The sequence below is a fragment of the Sphingomonas sp. CL5.1 genome, assembly GCF_013344685.1.
GTDB lineage: Bacteria > Pseudomonadota > Alphaproteobacteria > Sphingomonadales > Sphingomonadaceae > Sphingomonas.
The window spans coordinates 2,288,812-2,307,872 of the sequence record NZ_CP050137.1; the positions used below are offsets into that span (position 1 = coordinate 2,288,812).

At 65.6% G+C, this 19,061-nt stretch carries 17 protein-coding genes; 8 read left to right on the forward strand and 9 right to left on the reverse strand.

Annotated elements, in window-relative coordinates:
* Positions 1 to 26: 26 nt before the first annotated feature.
* From F9288_RS11085 to F9288_RS11105, 5 genes are all read right to left on the reverse strand, one after another.
* Entirely contained in the window at positions 27 to 1,241 is a 1,215-nt protein-coding gene (locus F9288_RS11085) for a dihydroorotase family protein (RefSeq protein WP_174836833.1), read from the reverse strand.
* The gene (locus tag F9288_RS11090) at positions 1,238 to 2,230 is read right to left on the reverse strand and encodes an aspartate carbamoyltransferase catalytic subunit (RefSeq protein WP_174836834.1); all 993 of its coding nucleotides are present in this window, start codon (positions 2,228 to 2,230) and stop codon (positions 1,238 to 1,240) included. Before F9288_RS11090 ends, F9288_RS11085 begins: the two co-directional genes overlap by 4 nt.
* A 52-nt stretch (positions 2,231 to 2,282) precedes the next feature.
* Positions 2,283 to 2,951 (reverse strand): DUF4893 domain-containing protein, encoded by a 669-nt coding sequence (locus F9288_RS11095; protein WP_174836836.1) that lies wholly within the window; start codon positions 2,949 to 2,951, stop codon positions 2,283 to 2,285.
* Positions 2,952 to 3,065: 114 nt separating this feature from the next.
* On the reverse strand, positions 3,066 to 3,524 hold the full coding sequence (gene ruvX / locus F9288_RS11100; RefSeq protein ID WP_174836838.1) for a Holliday junction resolvase RuvX: 459 nt from the start codon (positions 3,522 to 3,524) through the stop codon (positions 3,066 to 3,068).
* Positions 3,521 to 4,618 (reverse strand): DUF3089 domain-containing protein, encoded by a 1,098-nt coding sequence (locus tag F9288_RS11105; protein WP_174836840.1) that lies wholly within the window; start codon positions 4,616 to 4,618, stop codon positions 3,521 to 3,523. Before F9288_RS11105 ends, ruvX begins: the two co-directional genes overlap by 4 nt.
* An 82-nt stretch (positions 4,619 to 4,700) precedes the next feature.
* Between F9288_RS11105 and gatC the strand changes: the two genes are divergently transcribed.
* The 7 genes from gatC (at position 4,701) to F9288_RS11140 (ending at position 10,891) form a co-directional block, all read left to right on the forward strand.
* The gene (gene gatC, locus F9288_RS11110; RefSeq protein WP_174836842.1) at positions 4,701 to 4,988 is read left to right on the forward strand and encodes an Asp-tRNA(Asn)/Glu-tRNA(Gln) amidotransferase subunit GatC; all 288 of its coding nucleotides are present in this window, start codon (positions 4,701 to 4,703) and stop codon (positions 4,986 to 4,988) included.
* Entirely contained in the window at positions 4,988 to 6,472 is a 1,485-nt protein-coding gene (gene gatA / locus F9288_RS11115; protein ID WP_174836844.1) for an Asp-tRNA(Asn)/Glu-tRNA(Gln) amidotransferase subunit GatA, read from the forward strand. The genes gatC and gatA overlap by 1 nt, the downstream gene beginning before the upstream one ends.
* Before the next feature lies 1 nt (position 6,473).
* Positions 6,474 to 6,806: a hypothetical protein gene (locus tag F9288_RS11120; RefSeq protein ID WP_174836845.1), complete on the forward strand. Its 333-nt coding sequence runs from the start codon at positions 6,474 to 6,476 to the stop codon at positions 6,804 to 6,806.
* A gap of 1 nt (position 6,807) precedes the next feature.
* On the forward strand, positions 6,808 to 8,265 hold the full coding sequence (gatB, locus tag F9288_RS11125) for an Asp-tRNA(Asn)/Glu-tRNA(Gln) amidotransferase subunit GatB (RefSeq protein ID WP_174836847.1): 1,458 nt from the start codon (positions 6,808 to 6,810) through the stop codon (positions 8,263 to 8,265).
* Between the two features lie 108 nt (positions 8,266 to 8,373).
* On the forward strand, positions 8,374 to 9,117 hold the full coding sequence (locus tag F9288_RS11130) for a hypothetical protein (protein ID WP_174836849.1): 744 nt from the start codon (positions 8,374 to 8,376) through the stop codon (positions 9,115 to 9,117).
* Positions 9,114 to 10,283, forward strand: a complete 1,170-nt coding sequence (locus F9288_RS11135; RefSeq protein ID WP_174836851.1) for a M48 family metallopeptidase — start codon at positions 9,114 to 9,116, stop codon at positions 10,281 to 10,283. Before F9288_RS11130 ends, F9288_RS11135 begins: the two co-directional genes overlap by 4 nt.
* The gene (locus F9288_RS11140) at positions 10,283 to 10,891 is read left to right on the forward strand and encodes a hypothetical protein (protein WP_174836853.1); all 609 of its coding nucleotides are present in this window, start codon (positions 10,283 to 10,285) and stop codon (positions 10,889 to 10,891) included. The genes F9288_RS11135 and F9288_RS11140 overlap by 1 nt, the downstream gene beginning before the upstream one ends.
* A gap of 8 nt (positions 10,892 to 10,899) precedes the next feature.
* On the opposite strand, the gene moaB is transcribed toward F9288_RS11140, so the two are convergent.
* A complete protein-coding gene (gene moaB, locus F9288_RS11145) occupies positions 10,900 to 11,427 on the reverse strand; it encodes a molybdenum cofactor biosynthesis protein B (RefSeq protein ID WP_174836855.1) in 528 nt (175 codons plus the stop codon).
* A gap of 117 nt (positions 11,428 to 11,544) precedes the next feature.
* Between moaB and F9288_RS11150 the strand changes: the two genes are divergently transcribed.
* On the forward strand, positions 11,545 to 13,377 hold the full coding sequence (locus tag F9288_RS11150; protein ID WP_254620839.1) for a DUF885 family protein: 1,833 nt from the start codon (positions 11,545 to 11,547) through the stop codon (positions 13,375 to 13,377).
* A 142-nt stretch (positions 13,378 to 13,519) separates the two neighbouring features.
* Here the strand turns inward: F9288_RS11150 and F9288_RS11155 are convergent, their stop codons facing one another.
* The 3 genes from F9288_RS11155 to F9288_RS11165 are packed head-to-tail and all read right to left on the reverse strand — an operon-like array spanning position 13,520 to position 19,058.
* The gene (locus tag F9288_RS11155) at positions 13,520 to 16,213 is read right to left on the reverse strand and encodes a DEAD/DEAH box helicase family protein (protein ID WP_174836859.1); all 2,694 of its coding nucleotides are present in this window, start codon (positions 16,211 to 16,213) and stop codon (positions 13,520 to 13,522) included.
* A complete protein-coding gene (locus F9288_RS11160) occupies positions 16,206 to 17,939 on the reverse strand; it encodes a site-specific DNA-methyltransferase (RefSeq protein WP_174836861.1) in 1,734 nt (577 codons plus the stop codon). Before F9288_RS11160 ends, F9288_RS11155 begins: the two co-directional genes overlap by 8 nt.
* A complete protein-coding gene (locus tag F9288_RS11165) occupies positions 17,940 to 19,058 on the reverse strand; it encodes a hypothetical protein (RefSeq protein WP_174836862.1) in 1,119 nt (372 codons plus the stop codon).
* Between the last annotated feature and the right edge of the window lie 3 nt (positions 19,059 to 19,061).

Consider the following 19,061-nt stretch of genomic DNA (forward strand, 5'->3'; position numbering starts at 1 on the left):
CTGCGATCCTGACGGCGCGCGCGGGATCAGCCGATCTCGCGCCCGCCCTTGAACACCCGGCGCACGCGGCCCTGCACTGGGAGGCCGTCGAACGGCGTGTTGCCGGCCTTGCCGGCCATCCGCTCCGCGTCGATCCGCCACGGCGCCTGATCGTCGATCAGGATGACGTCGCCCGGCGCGCCCGGCGCCAGCCGCCCGGCGTCCACCCCCAGCACCCGCGCCGGATTGCGCGCGAGCAGCGCGAACAACCGGTCGAGCGGAATCCCCTCGTCCCGCGCGATGCCCAGCGCGAGCGCGAGCAACGTCTCCGCCCCCGACGCGCCGGGGCTGGAGTCGACGAAGGGCAGGCGCTTCTCCTCCGGCCCGCGCGGATCATGGCCGGACGAGAGCACGTCGATCGTGCCGTCCGCCAGCGCCGCCAGCGCCGCGCGGCGATCCTCCTCGCAACGCAGCGGGGGAGAGAGGTGCGCGAAGGTGCGGAAGTCGCTCATCGCATTGTCGGACAGCATCAGATGCGCCGGGGTGATCCCGCACGTCACCTTCACGCCGCGACGCTTCGCCGCGCGCACGAGGTCGAAGCCGGCGGCGGTCGTCACCTGGCGGATATGGATCGCGGCATCGGCATCCTCCGCCAGCATCACGTCGCGCGCGATCGCCAGCGCCTCCGCCACGGCCGGCGCGGAGGGCAGGCCGAGCCGCGTCGCCGTCTCCCCGCTGGTCGCCACCGCCTCGCCGATCAGCCCCGCATCCTCCGCATGGGTGACGAGGGTGAGGCCGAGGTCGCGCGCATAGTCCAGCACGCGGCGCATCACGCCCGAATCCGCGATCCAGCGCCGCCCGGTGCCCACGGCGCGCGCGCCGGCCGACTGGCAGATCGCCATCTCCGCCAGTTCCGTGCCGGCGAGGCCGCGTGTCGCGGCCGCGATCGGGTGGATCCACAGGTCCGGCTTGCCGATCAGGGCGGACCGCTGGACGATGCCCGGCTCGTCGAGCACCGGCGACTGGTCCGGCATCAGCCCGACGCGGGTGATCCCGCCGGCACGGAAGGCGGCGCGGTCGATCGTCGCCACGCCGAGATCGACGATGCCCGGCGCGAGGATTAGCCCGCCGCAATCCACCACCGTCGCGTTCCCGGCGGGCGCGTCGGCGATCAGGCCGTTGGTGATGCAGAGGTCGCCGGAGCGCTCGCCGCCTTCGGGGCAGACGATGCGGGCATTGCGCAGGTGGAGCGGCGGCGTCATGCCCAGCCCTCCACGCCGCGCGCGCGTCTCGTCAGCACGTCGAGGCAGGCCATGCGCACCGCCACGCCCATCGCCACCTGCTCGGTGATCGCCGAGCGCTCGACATGGTCGGCGACGCTCGAGTCGATCTCGACGCCGCGGTTCATCGGGCCGGGGTGCATGACCAGCGCGTCGGGCTTGGCGCGCGCCAGCCGCTCCGGCGTCAGCCCGTAGCGCAGGCGGTATTCGCGCGGGGAGGGGACATAGCCGCCCGACATCCGCTCGGTCTGGAGCCGCAGCATCATCACCACGTCCGCCCCCTCCAGCGCCGCGTCGAAATCGGTGAAGGCGGTGACGCCCATCCGCTCGATCGCCGGCGGCATCAGCGTGGTCGGCGCGCAGACCCGCACCTCCGCCGCCAGCGCGGTGAGCGCGAGGATGTTCGATCGCGCCACGCGGCTGTGCAGCAGGTCGCCGCAGATCACGACGCGCTGGTGCGCGATCGCGCCGCGCCGCCGCCGGATCGTCAGCGCGTCGAGCAGCGCCTGAGTCGGGTGCTCGTGCCGCCCGTCGCCGGCGTTGAGCACCGGGCAATCCACCTGGTCCGCGATCAGCCGCACCGCGCCGGACGACATGTGCCGGATGACGATCACGTCCGCGCGCATCGCGTTGAGCGTCATCGCGGTGTCGATCAGCGTCTCGCCCTTCTTCACGCTGGATTGCGCCGCGTGCATGTTCACCACGTCCGCGCCGAGCCGCTTGCCGGCGATCTCGAACGAGAGCAGCGTGCGCGTCGAATTCTCGAAGAAGGCGTTGATCTGCGTCAGCCCCGCGAGCCGCTTGTCGGGCGGGGCATGCTCGGCATTGGGGGCGATCCAGCGTTCCGCCTCGTCGAGCAGGAACATGATCTCGTGCGGCTGGAGACCCTCGATCCCGGTCAGGTGGCGGTGAGGGAAAACATCGCCTCCCGGGATCAGGGTGGCGGGGCGGTGGTCCGACGATTGAGGCATCGAGATTGGGCGGATAGTAGCCGGGGCGCCCGCGCGCAACGGTGTTTTCCGGTCAATCGCGCGGTACCATCGGTTTCGCGCCTTTCACCTCCGGCGTGACCGGCACCATTTCGTAGATGTCGAGCGTCGCGCCGCCGCCCGGTCGATCGAGGATCATCCGCCAACGGAAGGCGGAGACCCGCTCGACCAGCCCGACGATATCGCGCCCGCTGTCATCGCCGTAGCGATGCTGCGTCTTCTCCCCGGCGCGCCGCCAGGTGCCGAGCAGCACCATGCGCTTGTCGCCGTCGTCGTATAGCGTTCCCTCCGGCCGGTTCTCCCCGGTGGACTTGGCGAAGGCGAGGGTGCCAGCGTCGGCGAGGACGTAGCAGACGTCCGGCGGAAAGGCGCGCATCCCGCGGGTGCCGTCGAGCCGGATCAGCCGGCAGTGATATGGCCCCGGCGGCAGTTGCGGGGCGAGTTGCGCCGCCTGCGGATCGAGCAGCGCGCCCTCCGCCTGCGCGCGGGTGGCGGCGGCGCGGGGCAGGGCGTGGACGGTCCGGGCGAAATCGGCGTCGAGCGTATCCAGCGCGCGCAGCCCCGCCGGGGTTGCGGCCTGCATCCACGCCGGCTGGGGAGCGTTGGTTTCCACCGTGGCATGGGGTCGCGTCGCCGCCCGGTGCGCGGCGCAGCCGGTGAGCGCGATGCCTGCAAGCGTGATCCCCACCCAACGGCGAACCATCTGGATCTCCAAAAGAAAGCCGGCGACCCTAATATCTACTGAAGTCCGCAAACGAATGGTTACGGGCAATGGTTCATTTTGGCACAGTTTGTCGATCCTGACAGGCCCGAAACGTCACGTCCGCACCAGCGCGTCGATCGCGCCTTGCAGGATATAGGCGGCGGCCATCTTGTCGACCAGCTCGGCGCGTTTCGCGCGGCTCGCGTCCTGTTCGATCAGCGTGCGCGTCACCGCCTGGGTCGACCAGCGCTCGTCCCACAACAGGATCGGGCCGAGATCGGCGATGTTGCGTGCGAAAGCGCGGGTGGACTGGCTGCGCGGACTTTCGCTGCCGTCGAGGTTGAGCGGCAGGCCGACGACGATGCCGGCGACCTGCTGCGCCGCGATCAGTTCGGCCAGCGCGGCCTTGTCCCTGGTGAATTTGGCGCGGCGGATGAGCAGGGCGGGGCTGGCGAAGGCCCACCCTGCGTCGCACAGCGCGGTGCCGATCGTTTTGGTGCCGACGTCCAGCCCGATCAGCCGCCCGCCGTCCGGCAGCGCCGCGCGGAACTCGGCAGCGGCGGTGGCGATCATCGCGCCGCCAGCCGCCGCGCGACATCCGCGCGGATGTTCGCCCAGAACAGGGCATAGTCATAGACGTGGAAGTTGTTCCCCGGCAGCACATACGGCCCGAGCTGCGGCGCTTCCCCGATCAGCAGGAAGCCGCGTCCGGCGCAGCGCGCCGGTACCTTGCCCGACTCGATCGTCGCGCCGGACATGTCCTGCGCCGGGAACAATGTGCCTTTGTTGGCGCTGGCCGGGGCGGCGGCGTCGGCGGTGCCGGTCAGCGGGTTGGTGCAGACGATCCGCGTGCCGCGACGGGGTTGGCCGGTGAGGCCGGTGGTGCGATCGAACGTGTCGAGGATCAGCGTGGGATCGGCCGGCTCCGCGAAGCTCTGCCATGACAGGATGCAGCCGCGCTGCGCTGCGTCGGTGCATTCCGGCAGTCCCAGCATGGGCAGGTCGACGGTGCGGCTGATCGGCCAGCCGACGACATAGGCCGCGACGACGCGCTTCGCGAGCCGCGTACCCGCGACCCGCTCCTTCAGCAGCCGCATCAGATGCAGCGCGCCCTGGCTGTGTCCGGCCAGGACGATCGGCCGATGCGGCCCGATCTCGCGCAGGAACACATCGAACGCCTCCGCCACATCGCGATAGGCGAGGTCGAGCGCGCGACCGGCATCGGGCGCGGTGGTCAGGAACGAGCCGAACGTCGCCTGCCGGTAGCGCGGCGCCCAGATGTCGCCGGCGGCGTTGAAGGCGCTCGCCTGCCCGCGCAGGAACAATCGGGTGCGGTCGTTCGCCTCCTTGTCGTCCAGCGGCGCGTTCCAATGGTCGCGCTCGAGATAGGACGTGGGGTGGATGAAGAAGATCGCCGCCTTGCCCCTGGATTTCACCTGATAGCCCGGCGGGGTCCATGAGGCGGCGTCTTCCTCCACGCCGGGCCGCGCGAACCACATCTTCGGCTCGTCATAGGCGTCGGCGGGCAGCGGCGCCCGCGCCTCGAAGCTGACGCCGGGGACGAAACGCCAGCGGATCAGCTCGTTGCCCCAGATGCGGAAGATGAACGCCGCGGCGATCACCAGCGCGATCAGGAAGGCGACGATGTAGAGGAATTTGCGGGCCATCGCGCGTGTGACTGCCCCAGCGGACCGGCGCGCGCAATGCCGGGCATTGCTTTCCCGCGACGCACAATGGTAGCGGCGGCTCATGTCAGTCGACACCGCAACAGTGAAGAAGGTCGCGAGCCTTGCGCGCATCGCGATCGACGATGCCGCCGCCGAGCGGCTCGTGCCCGAACTCAACAACATCCTCGGCTGGATCGAACAGCTCGGGGAGGTCGATACGCAAGGGGTGGAGCCGATGACGGCCGTCATCCCCAACACGCTTCGGCTGCGCGACGATGTCGTCACCGACGGCGGCATCCGCGACGCGGTGCTGGCCAATGCGCCGGCCGCCGAGCATGGCTTCTTCACCGTTCCGAAAGTGATCGAATAGTGCCCGCTCTCACCGACCTCGGCATCCGCGAGATCCGCGACGGCGTGCGCGCCGGCACCTTCTCCGCGCGCGAGGTGGCCGAGGCGTTCAACGCCGCCGTCGCCGCCGCGAAGCCGCTCAACGCCTTCCTCGTCGAGACGCCCGACCATGCGCTTGCCGCCGCCGATGCGGCGGACGCGGCGCGTGCGGCTGGCGAGACGCTCAAGCCATTGGCCGGCGTGCCGATCGGCATGAAGGACCTGTTCTGCACCAAGGGCGTCACCAGCACCGCCGCGAGCCATATCCTCGAAGGCTTCACGCCGCCCTATGAATCCACCGTCTCGCAGAAATTGTGGGATGCGGGCGCGGGGATGCTCGGCAAGCTCAACATGGACCAGTTCGCGATGGGCTCGTCCAACGAGACGAGCGCGTTCGGCAACGTGATCTCGCCGTGGCGGCGCAGCGACGGGGGCAATGCCGCGCTCGCGCCGGGCGGCTCCTCGGGCGGCTCGTCGGCGGCGGTCGCGGCGCGGATCGCGCCTGGGGCGACCGGCACGGACACCGGCGGCTCGATCCGCCAGCCCGCTGCCTTCACCGGCATTGCCGGGATCAAGCCGACCTACGGCCGCTGCTCCCGCTGGGGCGTGATCGCCTTCGCCTCCTCGCTCGATCAGGCCGGGCCGATGGCACGCGACGTGCGCGACTGCGCGATCATGCTGGAGGCGATGGCCGGCTTCGACGCGAAGGACGCCACATCGCTCGACCTGCCGGTGCCGCAGTGGGAGTCGATGCTCGACGCCGGCCTCAAGGGCAAGCGCGTCGGCGTGCCGAAGGAATATCGCGTCGACGGGATGCCCGCCGAGATCGAGGCGCTGTGGCAGCAGGGCATCGCCTGGATGAAGGATGCCGGCGCGGAGGTGATCGAGGTATCGCTGCCGCATACGAAATATGCGCTGCCGGCCTATTACATCATCGCGCCCGCCGAGGCCTCGTCGAACCTCGCGCGCTATGACGGCGTGCGCTACGGCCTGCGTGACCTGCCGGACGGCGCGAACCTCCAGCAGATGTACGCCGCCACCCGCGCGGAGGGCTTCGGCGAGGAAGTGAAGCGCCGCATCCTGATCGGCACCTATGTGCTCTCGGCCGGCTTCTACGATGCCTATTACACGCAGGCACAGAAGGTCCGCACCCTGATCGCGCGCGATTTCGAGGCGGCGTGGGAAAAGTGCGACGTGCTGCTCACCCCCACCGCGCCGTCGGCGGCGTTCGCTTTGGGCGAGAAGCAGGCCGATCCACTGGCGATGTATCTCAACGACGTGTTCACCGTGCCCGCGAGCCTCGCCGGCCTGCCCGCGATGAGCGTGCCCGGCGGGCTTTCCGCCGAGGGGCTGCCGCTCGGCCTCCAGATCATCGGCAAGCCGCTGGACGAGCAGGGCGTGCTCGATGCCGCGCTGGCGATCGAGGAACGCGCGGGCTTCGCGGCCCGGCCGCAGGCGTGGTGGTAGAGTGAACCTCCAGTCCTCTGTGGATTGGCTGACATGGGCCTCGGTAATTTTGCCACTCATGGCAATCGCATGGTCTGCCGTTCAATACGTCCTCACTCAAAAGCGTGAGCAGAACTACCGAGAGTTCGAGAAATTTCATCGGATTATGGCCGAGTTGGGGTCGCCGAATACCACGGTGCTTGGGAATATGGCGTTGACCTACGAGCTGAGAAAATTTCCTCAGTATCGCGAAGTCATAATTCGAGCCCTAGAAAATATCGAGGTGAAAGGCTCCCGTGCTGATTTACTTGAGCATGAGTTTGCCCTGACCATCGAGTTAATGAAGAGGCAATAGCGTGACCGATTCCTATCGCATCAAGGGCGCCACCGGTGATTGGGAGGTCGTGATCGGCCTCGAGGTCCACGCGCAGGTCACGTCGAACGCCAAGCTCTTCTCCGGCGCGGCGACCGCGTTCGGCGCGGAGCCGAACACGCAGGTGAGCCTCGTCGATGCCGCGATGCCGGGGATGCTGCCGGTGCCGAACCGCGAGTGCATCCGGCAGGCGGTGCGCACCGGCATGGCGATCGATGCGTCGATCAATAAGTGGTCGCGGTTCGACCGGAAGAATTATTTCTATGCCGATCTGCCGCAGGGTTATCAGATTTCGCAGCTTTATCATCCGCTTGTCGGCGAAGGCTCGATTGAGATCGAGGACGACGGGACGGTCAAGATGATCGGCGTGGAGCGCATCCATGTCGAGCAGGACGCCGGCAAGCTGATGCACGACCAGCATCCGACGCGCTCCTATGTCGATCTCAACCGCTCCGGCGTGGCGCTGATGGAGATCGTCAGCCGGCCGGACATGCGTTCTCCCGCCGAGGCAGGGGCTTACCTCAGGAAGCTGAGGGCGATCCTCCGCTATGTCGGCTCGTGCGACGGCAATATGGAGGAAGGCTCGATGCGCGCCGACGTCAACGTCAGCGTGCGCAAGCCGGGCGCGGAGTTCGGCACGCGGACCGAGACGAAGAACGTCAATTCCGTCCGCTTCGTGATGGCCGCGATCGAGCATGAGGCGAACCGGCAGGTCGACGTGCTCGAATCCGGCGGCAAGATCGTGCAGGAGACGCGGCTGTTCAACCCGGACACGGGCACGACGCGCTCGATGCGCTCCAAGGAGGATGCGCACGATTACCGCTACTTCCCGGACCCGGACCTGCTGCCGCTGGAGCTGGACGACGCCTTCCTCGCGGAATGCCGCGCCTCGCTGCCTGAGCTGCCGGACGCCAAGCGTCAGCGCTACGAGGGGCTGGGCATCACCCCCTATAACGCGGATGTGCTGACCGCCGAGGTGGAGACGGCGCGCTGGTTCGACGCGCTGCTGGAGGCCGGCGCCGCGCCGGTCGCCGCGTCCAACTGGGTGACGGGCGAATTGTTCGGCGCGCTCAACCGCATCGGCAAGGGGATCGGGGAATCGCCCGTCACGCCGGGGCAGGCGGCGGAATTGCTCGCGCTGGTGGCGGACAGCACGCTTTCCGGCAGCCTCGCCAAGCAGGTGTTCGAGGTGATGCTCGAAACCGGCGACGCGCCGGGCAGGATCGTCGAGGAGCGCGGCCTCAAGCAGACCTCCGATACCGGCGCGATCGAGGCGGTGATCGCCGAGGTGCTGGCGAAGAACCCGAACCAGCTCGAACAATATCGCGGCGGCAAGGAGGCGCTGTTCGGCTTCTTCGTCGGCCAGACGATGAAGGCGATGGGCGGCAAGGCCAATCCGCAGGTGGTGAACGAGCTGCTGAAGAAGGCGCTCGCTTCCTGAGGTGAGGATAATGTGATCCCGCGACGACCAAAGCTGTTGCGCGGCTCCGGGGCGTGACCTAGCCTTCCTGAACGCGATGTGGGGACATCGCCGGATGGGGGAGTCACGATGGGGTCGCGCCTGATCGCCGCGCTTGCGGCTTTGCTGCTGGTCATTCCGGGCGTCGCGCTCGCCAGGATCAAGGCCGACGAGACATTCGTCTTTCCCGCGGGCAAGCCGGTGCGCATCATCTTCTTCCGGCCCGACGTGAAGGTGGGGTCGCTCGGCGTCGGATCGGTCGAGGAGCCTAACGCCGACTGGACCGCCGCCGCGCGCGAGAAATTGTCCGCCCAGGTCGCCGCCAACCAGAAGGCGGCGGGCAACGAGATCGTCTTCCTGCCGGAGCAGGAGGGCGACAATGCGCAGGTCGTCGCCGATTATCAGGCGCTGTTCCGCGTCGTCGCCGGTGCGATCGCGCAGCACAAGATGTTCCCCGGCGCGTCGCTGCCGACCAAGGCCGAGCGGTTCGACTGGACGCTCGGCCCCGGCGCGGCGAAGCTCGGGGAGATCGGCGGCGGGGACTATGCCCTGTTCGTCTCCACCCACGACGCCTATGGCACCGCCGGGCGGAAGGTGGCGCAATTGCTGTTCGCCGGCATGTTCGGCGGCTTCATCCCGGCGGGCATCCACAGCAGCTATGCCGCGCTGGTCGATCTCAGGTCCGGCAATATCGTGTGGTTCAACATCGATCCCGGCTCCGGCGGCGACGTGCGCACCGACGAGGGCGCGACCAAGCGCATCGGCCAGCTGCTCAACAAATTCCCCACCGCCGCGCCGCGCGCCGCCGAACCCGCGCCGGCCCCGGCGCAATGATCCGGGCGCTCGGCGGCGCGCTGGCGCTGCTCGCGGCGGCGCCAGCGCCGGCGACGGATCAGGTGACGCCGATCGGCGCCGGCTGGCAGCCCACCGACAAGGACGAGCGCGGCCTGTGGCTGGAGGTGGACGAGCTGGAGCGCAAGCTCAGGACCAGCGCCTTCGTCATGCGCGATCCCGCGCTCAACGCCTATGTGCGCGGCGTGTTCTGCCGGCTGGTGGGCGAGGCGGCGTGCGCGCCGGTGCGCATCTATATCCTGCGCACGCCGGTGTTCAACGCGGGCATGTATCCCACCGGCATGATGGTCATCAACTCGGGCCTGCTGCTCAGGATGCGCAGCGAGGCGCAACTCGCCGCGATCCTCGGCCACGAATATACCCATTACACCAACCGCCACGTCATCCAGGGCTTTCGCGATCTGAAGCGCAAGACCAGCCTGATGACATGGCTCGCGCTGGTGCCGGTCGGCGGCTATGCGGTCGCGGCGGCGCTGACCGCAGCGCAGCTCGGCATGATCGCCTCCGTGTTCACCTTCTCGCGCGGAATGGAGACGGAGGCGGACGCAGGCTCCGTGCCATTGATGCAGAAGGCGGGCTATGATCCCGCCGCCGCGTGGCGCGTGTGGGAGCAGCTTCGCGCCGAACAGGACGCGACCGCCGCCGCTCGCCGGCGCAAGAGCCGCAAGGATGCGGACGGCGGCATGTTCAACACCCACCCGCCGACCGCCGAGCGGCTCGCCGCGCTGAAGGAGCTGGCGGCGAAACATCCGCTCGCCGGCCCGCCCGATGACGGCGCGGCACGCTATGCCGCCGCGCTGCGCCCGTGGTGGCCGGCGCTGGTGGACGATCAGGTGAAGCTCAACGATTTCGGCGCGACCGATTTCGTGCTCGGCAAGCTGGCGGAGGACGGCTGGACGCCCGACCTGCTCTACGCGCGCGGCGAGCTTTACCGCAGTCACGGCGATCTCGCGCAGGCCGCCGGTTTCTACCGCCAGGCGACCGAGGCGCCCGGCGCGCCGCCCGAAGCGTGGCGCGGGCTGGGGATCGTGGCGCTGCGCTCGGGCGACGAGGACGGCGGCCGCGCGGCGCTGGGCACCTATCTGAAGCTGAAGCCGGACGCGGCCGATCGCTCGATGATCGCGATGATGGCGGGGGAGACGAATTGATGCGGAAAGTGGCGATGCTGGCGGCGGCGCTCGCGCTGGTGGCGGCTCCGGCGGGGGCGTACAAGCTGGTCGCGCACGGCGCGCGGGTCGCGGTGGCGAAGTCGGAGATGACGATCGACCCGCCGATCGACTGGAACCGCCAGCAATCCCGGCCCGGCCGCAACGCAGAGGCATGGACGCTCGACGGCATCCCGCTCAACGAGGTCACCTTCTACGGCGGGATCGAGGGCGGCAAGGCACTGTTCAAGGAAGTCGACAGGAAGAACAAGCCGCTGCCGGTGTTCAAATCCACGATGCTCACGCCCGACGTGGTGCAGCTTTTCGAGGCGAGCTACCGCATCGCGGGCGGCTCCTCGCTGTTCGAGGTCGGCGCGGTGGAGCCGGCCGAGTTCGCCGGCCACAAGGGCTTCCGTTTCCGCTACACCTTCACGCTGGAGGGCGAGGAGGTGAAGCGGCTGGGCGAGGGGACCGGCGCGGTGGTCGGCAGGAAGCTGTGGCTGATCACCTATGAGGCGCCCGCGATCCACTATTTCGACCACAATCTCGCCGATTACCGCGCGCTCGTCGCCAGCGCCCGGATTCCGGGGCCGCAGGTGACGGTGGAATAGCGGGAGCGCTATCGCTCGTTCAGCCGGGGCATCAGCTCGACGAAGTTGCAGGGGCGGTGGCGGCTGTCGAGCTGGTCCCTGAGGATGCCGTCCCACGCATCCTTCACCGCGCCGGTCGAGCCGGGCAGCGCGAAGATATAGGTCCCGCGCGCGACGCAGGCACAGGCGCGCGACTGCACCGTGGAGGTGCCGATCGTCTGGTAGCTCAGCCAGCGGAACAACTCGCCGAAGCCTGGGATCATCTTGTCGGCGACGCGCTCGACCGCCTCCGGCGTCACGTCGCGGCCGGTGACGCCGGTGCCGCCGGTGGTGATGACGCAATCCACCGCCTCGTCGTCGATCCAGCGGTGGAGTTGCGCGACGAGATCGCCGGCGTCGTCGCGCAGGATCGCGCGTTCCGCCAGCACATGCCCCGCCGCCGTCAGCCGCTCGACCAGCGCATCGCCGGAACGGTCTTCCGCCAGCGTGCGCGTGTCCGACACGGTGAGCACCGCGATGCGCACGGGGAGGAAGGGACGGCTTTCATCGATCGGCATCCGGCCCTCTGTCTTGCGGTCCACCGCACGTATTTTAGGAGCGAAGATCGCGTTTTCCTATATGGTTGAGCCGAATAATTCGATCGGGACGGACCCGTGCGAGAGGGGAAGATGACAATGTTCAAGCCGCTTTGGCTGCACGCCGCAGCCGCGATCGCGTTCGCCGTGCCGCTGCCGGCTGTCGCCGAGACGCGACCTGCGAAAGAGGCGCCGGCGGCGAGCGAGGATGCGCGGCTTTATGCGTTCCTCGATCAGGAGTTTGCCGAAGAGCTGCGCCAGCGGCCGCAACTCGCGACGCAGCTCGGCTCGAAGGAGGGTGAGGACCGGCTCGACGACATCAGCGACGCGGCCCAGCTTCGGCGGCTGGAATGGCGCCGCGCCAGCGTCGCGCGGATGAAGGCGCGGTTCGATCGTGCGAAGCTCTCGCCCACGGGACAGACCAATTACGACATCTGGGCGCTGGAACTGGATCGCGTCGAGCTGACCTATCGCTTCCGGCATTATGCGCCGCCATTTTATTCGTTCCTCTATTCGATCCATTCGCGGCTGCCCGATTTCCTGATCAACACGCACAATGTGCAGGGGGCGGCCGACATGCGCGCCTATGCGGCGCGTCTGCACGCGATGCCGGCGGTGCTGGACGAGGCGATCGCGCAGAGCCGCGCGTCCGACGCGCAGGGCATCCGCGCGCCGAAGTTCCAGATCGAGCGCGTGATCGCGGGCAGTCGCGCGATCGTCACCGGCGCGCCGTTCGACGACGGCCCTGCCTCGCCGCTGTGGGCGGACGCGCAGGCCAAGGTCGGCAAGCTCCAGGCCGGGGGTAAGATGACCCAGGCCGAGGCCGATGCTTTGCTCGCCGATACGCGCGCCGCCCTGCTATCGATCAAGCCAGCTTATGAGCGCGTCATCGCCTGGGCGCAGGGTGACTTGCCGAGCGCGCCGAGCGGCCGGGTTGGCGCCGTCTCGCTCCCCGGCGGGGCGGAATGGTATGCCGCCGCGCTGAAGCTCAACACCACCACCGATCTTACCGCCGAGCAGATTCACCAGACCGGGTTGAGCGAAGTAAAGAGGATCGAGGGCGAGCAGGATGCGCTCGCCCGGAAAGCCGGCTTCGCGGACCGGATCGCTTATTATGCGGATCGCGAGAAGCGCAATCCGCCCCGGCCGTGGACCGACGCGCTCCGTGCCGAATATCTGCGTGGCGCCAACGCCGCCATCGCGCACAACCGCACCTTGCTGCCCAGATATTTCGGCGTCCTGCCGGAATATCGCATGGAGGTGGTGCGCGAGCCGTCGTTCAGCGAGGTCGCGGGCGGGGCCGCGCACGCGGCGGGGCCGAGCCGCGACGGCGCGCGGCCGGGCCGCGTCTATGTCCACCTGCTCGGCGACACCAGCGATCCGGCGCCCGATGCGACGATCGACCTGATGTGTCATGAGGGCGTGCCCGGCCATGTCATGCAGGGCGATATCCAGGTGCGGCAGAGCGCCGGGCCGAAGTTTCGCCAGTCCGCGCGCTATGTCGCCTTCGGCGAGGGCTGGGCGCTCTATGCCGAGGCATTGTGCAAGGAGATGGGCGCCTATCCCGACGTCGCGAGCGACTTCATGCGGCTCGAGGCGGAACTGTTCCGCGCGGCGCGGCTGGTGGTGGATACCGGCATCCACGCCAAGGGCTGGACCGAGGATCAGGCCGTCGCCTACATGATCGCCTCAGGGCGCGCATCGCCCGATCAGGCCCGTTCGGAGGTCCGCCGCTACATCACGCTGCCGGGGCAGGCGACGGGCTACAAGATCGGCATGCTCAAGATCATGGAATTGCGCCGCAAGGCGGAACGCGAGCTTGGCGCGAGGTTCGACATCAAGTCGTTCCACGATCTGCTGATCGGCTCCGGCTCGCTGCCGCTCCCGATCCTGGAACGGGAGGTCGATGCGTGGATCGCCGCCCATAAATGAGGGCGCGCCGGGCACGACGTTCCAGGCGAGGGAAGAAATGGCGCACCCGGCATGAAAGCGATGGGCACTCAGATCATTGGGAAATTTCAGTTCGACGATGATCTGAACTGCGGAAATTCCGAAAGGAACGCCGCAGTTAGGATCAAGCCGCCTTCGCCAAAAGGCCCGCCAGTGTCATGCTTTCGGTGACGTCATGCTCGGACAGAAGTGCGTATCCCCATTCCTTGCCATCTCCCTCTGCCGCAAACTGGTTGGCATTCATTACCCAAGCCCGCGCTGCTCGCGCCTTTTCGAGGACCACAGCATCCGTCATATCCCGGTGAGCCTTCACTTCGACAATTAGTTTCCGGTCGGAGCACTCAACGACGAAATCCGGCTCGTAACGGCGGCCGCGGTCATATTCGATATCGAACTGACCAGCCGCAGGGCGAAGCCAGCGTAGCACGCCCGGCATATTGCTGCTGTCTATCAGCGCAGCGAAGCGACGCTCCGGATCGGAATCAAATTTGTGAAACTGGTAGGGGCTTTTCTTTGAGCCATAGAAGAGGATCCCCGGCGTGGACGAGAGCGGCGTTGCAGCCTCGGTCAACAGCAGCTTCTTTGACAGGCTGACGCCGAGCTGCTGAGGCTTCAATGCCTTGAAAGATCGGACACGGGTGGCGCGATACTCGACCGGCGTTTCCCGATAATGGCGGCGCATCTGTTCAAACACAAAGCGGGCCAGCGCCTGCCCATGCTCCAGCGCGACAGCCTCCACTTCCTCCTCGGTGCCGAGATAGGCGCGGAGTCGCTCAATCACCTGACTGGCCCATTTATAGAGCTTGGCAGCGTGGCTGTCGTAATCGACCTCAGGGAAGTCCATCAGATGCCGGATGATGTAATCCTCCGGGCGCTTCTCGCGTGGGCCGGCATTCGACCGTGCGAGTTCGCGCTGACTGTCATCGCGCAAGTTTCGGATCAGGATGGTGTCGCTGCTCGGGCGGAAACGGATGGTGTCCAGACCGTCCAGATCGAAATCGTCGAACCAGAAATTCACCTCGCGGCTAGGCAGCACCACGATTTCCGGGATTTCGATCGTGTTGTCGGCAACACCCACTGCGATCTGGGCGATGAGCTGCTCGACTTCGTCGTGCCCGAGCAGTGTGTCGAAGCTCCCTTGCGCGGCGGCCGTCGCGGCGCGGACATCGTGAGCAATTTCGGCCTGAACTTCGGGTTTCTTCAGATCAGCCAGGCCGCCGGTCAGCTTCCGCTCGAACTTGTCGCGGATCAGCGCCAACGTCGTATCGACATAGGCGACCTTCTCCGGCGTCGGCGGGATATAATCCGCACGCTCCTCGGCCACCACGCCGCCGCCCATTTCGGGCAACCGCCCCGTGAGGGCCGCTTCGAATGCCGTCGGCACGGTCATCACTTCACGCGCCTCGGGGGTGACGTCGCCGCCTTCGCCGATCGTAATTTCTTTCAGGCGAACAATTGAGCCTGGCTCCTTCGCCCGCTTGATGACCTCGTCAAAGCGATCGTGTGCGATAACGGTCAGCGTATCGACAGCTTCGACGCCAGTGCGCACCCCATAGGGCAGGCGCAGGCCGCGCCCCAGCGTCTGCTCGGTCAGGATTTCCGACGCCGAGGCACGCAGCGGCACAATCGTGTAGAGATTGGTGACGTCCCAGCCTTCCTTGAGCTTATTGACGTGCACGACGATGTCGGTCTGTGCGTCATGCTCAAGGCCGACGAGGCGGGCCATCGCATCATTCGACTCTTCGCCGGTCTGGTTCGAGTGAACCTCGATCACGCGACCACGATAGGCGCCATCGTGGAACTCCTCGCTTTCCAGATAGGCGCGGATCGCGCTGGCGTGCGCCGTGTCGCGAGCGACGACAAGCATGAAAGGGTGAACCTGCTGGCGACCACTCTGCCGGGCATAGAGGTCCAGCTCGACCTTCACATGCTCGTGATAGGTGATGCCATCGGCGAGCATGATCCGCTCGAGTTCCTCTGGCGCAACCCCGTCGGGTCGGAAGTCGGCGCGGGTGGCGACGGCTGGCTCCTTCACATAGCCGTCGGCCATCGCCTGACCGAGGCCGTAGGAGTAAACAACATTCTTGAAATCCTTAGGGCTGGCGCCGACCGTCTTGGGCGTGGCCGTCAATTCCAGTCCGATCCGGGGTGCAAGTTCGAACACCGCGTTGGCCGCCGCCTTTGCGCGGTAGCGATGCGCCTCATCCATCAGCATGACAAGATCCGGCAGGCGGGAGAGATAGTCGAAATAGCTCTCGCCCAGCGTCTCGCGGAACGATCGGATGCGTCCCTTCTCCTTGTTGATCTTGTCGACGTTGAAGATGTTGATGATCGCCTCGCCGCCGAACAGATCGGACCCGCGAATGCCGCGGCCTTCCTCCCAGGTATCGCCTGTGACTATGATTGGTGGGGTCTGGGCGAACTCGGCGATGCCGCGGAACACGTATTTAGCCGACGACTGGCGCGAGAAATCGGTGACCAGCTTGTCGTAGATCGTTGTGTTCGGCGCGAGGACGAAGAAGTTCTTCGACCGCCCGGTGAGATAGAGCCAGGCGATGAAGGCGCCCATCAGCCGGGTCTTGCCGACGCCCGTCGCCAGCGCGAAGGCCAGCGACGGGAATGCGCGCTCGAAGCTCTCGACCGACGGGTATCGAGCCTTCACCTCGTCGAGCAGCGCCACCGGATCGACAGTGCCCGTCCAGTCGATCATGCCGGCGACATCGCCGAGGATGTGTAGGCCTTCTTCCTGCGGCTTGCGGAGGCTGAGGCGCTGCGCGACTTGACGGCGCAGACGGTCGTCCCGAGACAGGTCAGTCATTCGACGGCTCTCCGGCGAACAGCGGACCGGCATCGAGCGCGTCCGTGGCGGGCTCCTCGCGATCCGGCAGGGCGGCCACGTTCAGCGAGTAATCGTCGCGGCCCCATTCGCACTTGGTCAGAATGCTGGAAGGGATCTTGCGACAGGTGAGGTTCTCAAAGGCGTCAAGATTCCCGGAGAAGGCACGCGCGCAGATCAGCAGAGATCGCTCCGATCCCACCTCTTGCGACAGCAGACGGAGCGCATCCTGCGTCAACGCTTGCGTCGTGACGTAAAGGAAATCGGTTTCGCTTGACCGGCCATGACGCCACCATTCGGCATCGTCCTGCGCGGGATCATAGGTGAACCCGAGATGCTTGCACATTGCCTCGGCAAGCATCGGACCATTGTATTCAGGTGCGATTACCCAATTTCCAAAGCGGTCTTGCTCCAACAGCGAAGGCGCAATCGTATAATAGCGAAAACCCCCACCGCCTTTCCAACCAACATCGCCTGTGACGCCCGTGTCATCGTTGCCGTCTACAATGCCCGCGATGCGTTTTGCTACATGGGTATCGGCATGATCACCGATTTCGACAGTGATCCAGCGACGCCGCATCTTATGCGCCACCGCGCCAGTCGTGCCCGAACCCGCAAAAGAATCAAGCACAAGATCACCCGGCTCAGAAAAATGCTTGAGAATGATGTGCAGCAACTTTTCAGGTTTTTTGCCGCTTCTAAATTCTACGCCACCTTCATGCCGACAATTTCCAAAACTTCCAGCAAGATCATAAAAATTTTCGATAGGAGTTTTCTGCGTAGCTGAGGGATCAACTGACTTAGATACAGGAATTCCTTGAAAATATTTACCCTTCGTAGCGGTAGCGCGCTTGGGGCCAGTGAAATACCTGTAATCTAAATGATCATCTCCGATCCCATAAACTTTATATAGCGATCCAAGGCCGTCTCTTTCGGAGCGACCAGTCAGATAATCTCTAAAAAAACGACCCGAGGAGTTTCCATCAAGGATGGTTCCCGTGGCCCATATCTCTTTGAGTCCGTCGCTGCTAGGTTCACCTTTTACAAGATTGAACTGACCGTCTCGGAATACGTCCACCCTCTTACCGCCGAGTTCAATTGTTTCCGGCTCATCATTCTCATGAACATAGAAACAATACTTTTCGTCAGTCCAACCGATTTCGTTTAATCTCGGTTCGGCACCATACTCCTTTCTGTAAACGTGAACCATTTCAACTTCTTTGTGAAAGTCCATATCCTGCTTCAAAGTCTTTTGCGGATAGCGAACTTGAATATACAAAGTAGTTAGGTAGTTTTTTCTTCCAAACACCTCATCAAGGAGAACCTTGAGATAGTGACCCTCGCTGTCATCAATGTGGACACAAATAAATCCCTGAGGAGACAGCAATCTACGAAGAATTTCTAGCCTCTCCCGCATAAGGCTAAGCCATAAGGAGTGCTCAATTCCGTCATCGTAATGCTCGAACGCTGCACCGGTATTGAACGGCGGATCGATATAAACGCATTTCACCTTGCCTGCATATTCCTGCTCCAGCGCCTTGAGCGCGAGCAGATTGTCGCCCTTGATCAGCATGTTGTCGAACAGATCGCCTTCGCCTTTCGTGGCGGCATGATGGCCACGTTCCGGGTGCTCCAGCAGGATGCGCGGCTCCAAGCGGGGGCGCTCTTCCTTGCCGGGCCAGGTGAGTTCAAGTTTGGTCTTCTTCATTCAGGCACCCATAGTCGGTTCGTTCGGCGAGGCAATCTGAGCGTCCAAAAGGGCCACTTTTCCAAGCAATTCCGCACGCCGTTCGCTGTAAAGTTTATAGGGATCGCGTCCGCCCATCTTTCGCGCGCCGCTCCGTTCCAACAGCGCCAGCTCGGACAGCAGCCTGCTCCGGGCACCGTTCGCATTTTTCGTGGCATCAGATTGCGTCTTCACTGGGGTTTCGTCCTCTTCCTGCGTGGGCCGAGTTTGAGCCAAGGCGGCACGCAGTTCCGTATCGAGGGGATGAGCAGCTGTTTTTTGGCGCGCCTTTACCGGACGGGACGGGGGTGACAGATCATCGAGCCCGCCTGTAAGGCGAACCTGAATATCATCTCCTCCGCGCAAGGAGAGGGGATGATAGTCCGTCCGGCGAGACGCATAGATCTGCGCCCACTCCATTTCTTCCGTCATTCGCGCCTGGGCAGACCATCGGACATGATAGAGCGGTTCCACCGTGACACGGACCGCGGCGCGGTTGATCAGCGCCAGTTCCTCCCGTTCGATGGCCGTGCGCGCCCGTTGCCGCTTGGCGGAAAGGTCATCCATCGCGATCTCTCGCTCAACCTCCAGACTCACTATGGCATCGTCAAAAACACTGCGTGCATGATCCGAAAGGCTGAGCATCCTGCGGCGGCGCTGCAGGTCCATGATCTGCCGATCCAGAATTTCCAATGCCGCCTTGGCCTGATTCTCGATCGCGGCGATGCCGTCCGCCGCAGCCTGCGCCAGCCTTGCAAGCGCGACATTGCTATCGCGCAGCCATTGGAGCTGTAGCTCATGGGCCGCTTCGTCCAGTAGATCATCCAGCTCATCCGGTGGAAGCTCATCACAGTGCGCAGGCAAGGAACATGCGCATGCCATTAGATTAGGTGCCATGAACACCGGCACGGTATCGCCATAATCATCGCAGGCAGCGACGATCGTCGTCGTCCATTCATCATCTTCGCTGACCAGACATGCCTCGGCGACCACCAACCAACCGGATCGCCCCCGGAAACGCTCAACATGCGTCCACGGGCCGTCATAGCTATCGAGATCGAGTTCCAGGCAAACCGGAGCCTGTCCGAACCCGTCCAGCATGGA

Coding starts and splice junctions, on each gene's coding strand:
- F9288_RS11090 (WP_174836834.1), bottom strand. CDS start 2,230: ATGCCTCAATCGTCGGACCACCGCCCCGCCACCCTGATCCCGGGAGGC.
- F9288_RS11150 (WP_254620839.1), top strand. CDS start 11,545: ATGTTCAAGCCGCTTTGGCTGCACGCCGCAGCCGCGATCGCGTTCGCC.
- F9288_RS11165 (WP_174836862.1), bottom strand. CDS start 19,058: ATGCTGGACGGGTTCGGACAGGCTCCGGTTTGCCTGGAACTCGATCTC.
- F9288_RS11105 (WP_174836840.1), bottom strand. CDS start 4,618: ATGGCCCGCAAATTCCTCTACATCGTCGCCTTCCTGATCGCGCTGGTG.
- F9288_RS11095 (WP_174836836.1), bottom strand. CDS start 2,951: ATGGTTCGCCGTTGGGTGGGGATCACGCTTGCAGGCATCGCGCTCACC.
- F9288_RS11130 (WP_174836849.1), top strand. CDS start 8,374: ATGGGGTCGCGCCTGATCGCCGCGCTTGCGGCTTTGCTGCTGGTCATT.
- F9288_RS11135 (WP_174836851.1), top strand. CDS start 9,114: ATGATCCGGGCGCTCGGCGGCGCGCTGGCGCTGCTCGCGGCGGCGCCA.
- gatC (WP_174836842.1), top strand. CDS start 4,701: ATGTCAGTCGACACCGCAACAGTGAAGAAGGTCGCGAGCCTTGCGCGC.
- moaB (WP_174836855.1), bottom strand. CDS start 11,427: ATGCCGATCGATGAAAGCCGTCCCTTCCTCCCCGTGCGCATCGCGGTG.
- ruvX (WP_174836838.1), bottom strand. CDS start 3,524: ATGATCGCCACCGCCGCTGCCGAGTTCCGCGCGGCGCTGCCGGACGGC.
- F9288_RS11160 (WP_174836861.1), bottom strand. CDS start 17,939: ATGAAGAAGACCAAACTTGAACTCACCTGGCCCGGCAAGGAAGAGCGC.
- F9288_RS11140 (WP_174836853.1), top strand. CDS start 10,283: ATGCGGAAAGTGGCGATGCTGGCGGCGGCGCTCGCGCTGGTGGCGGCT.
- F9288_RS11085 (WP_174836833.1), bottom strand. CDS start 1,241: ATGACGCCGCCGCTCCACCTGCGCAATGCCCGCATCGTCTGCCCCGAA.
- F9288_RS11155 (WP_174836859.1), bottom strand. CDS start 16,213: ATGACTGACCTGTCTCGGGACGACCGTCTGCGCCGTCAAGTCGCGCAG.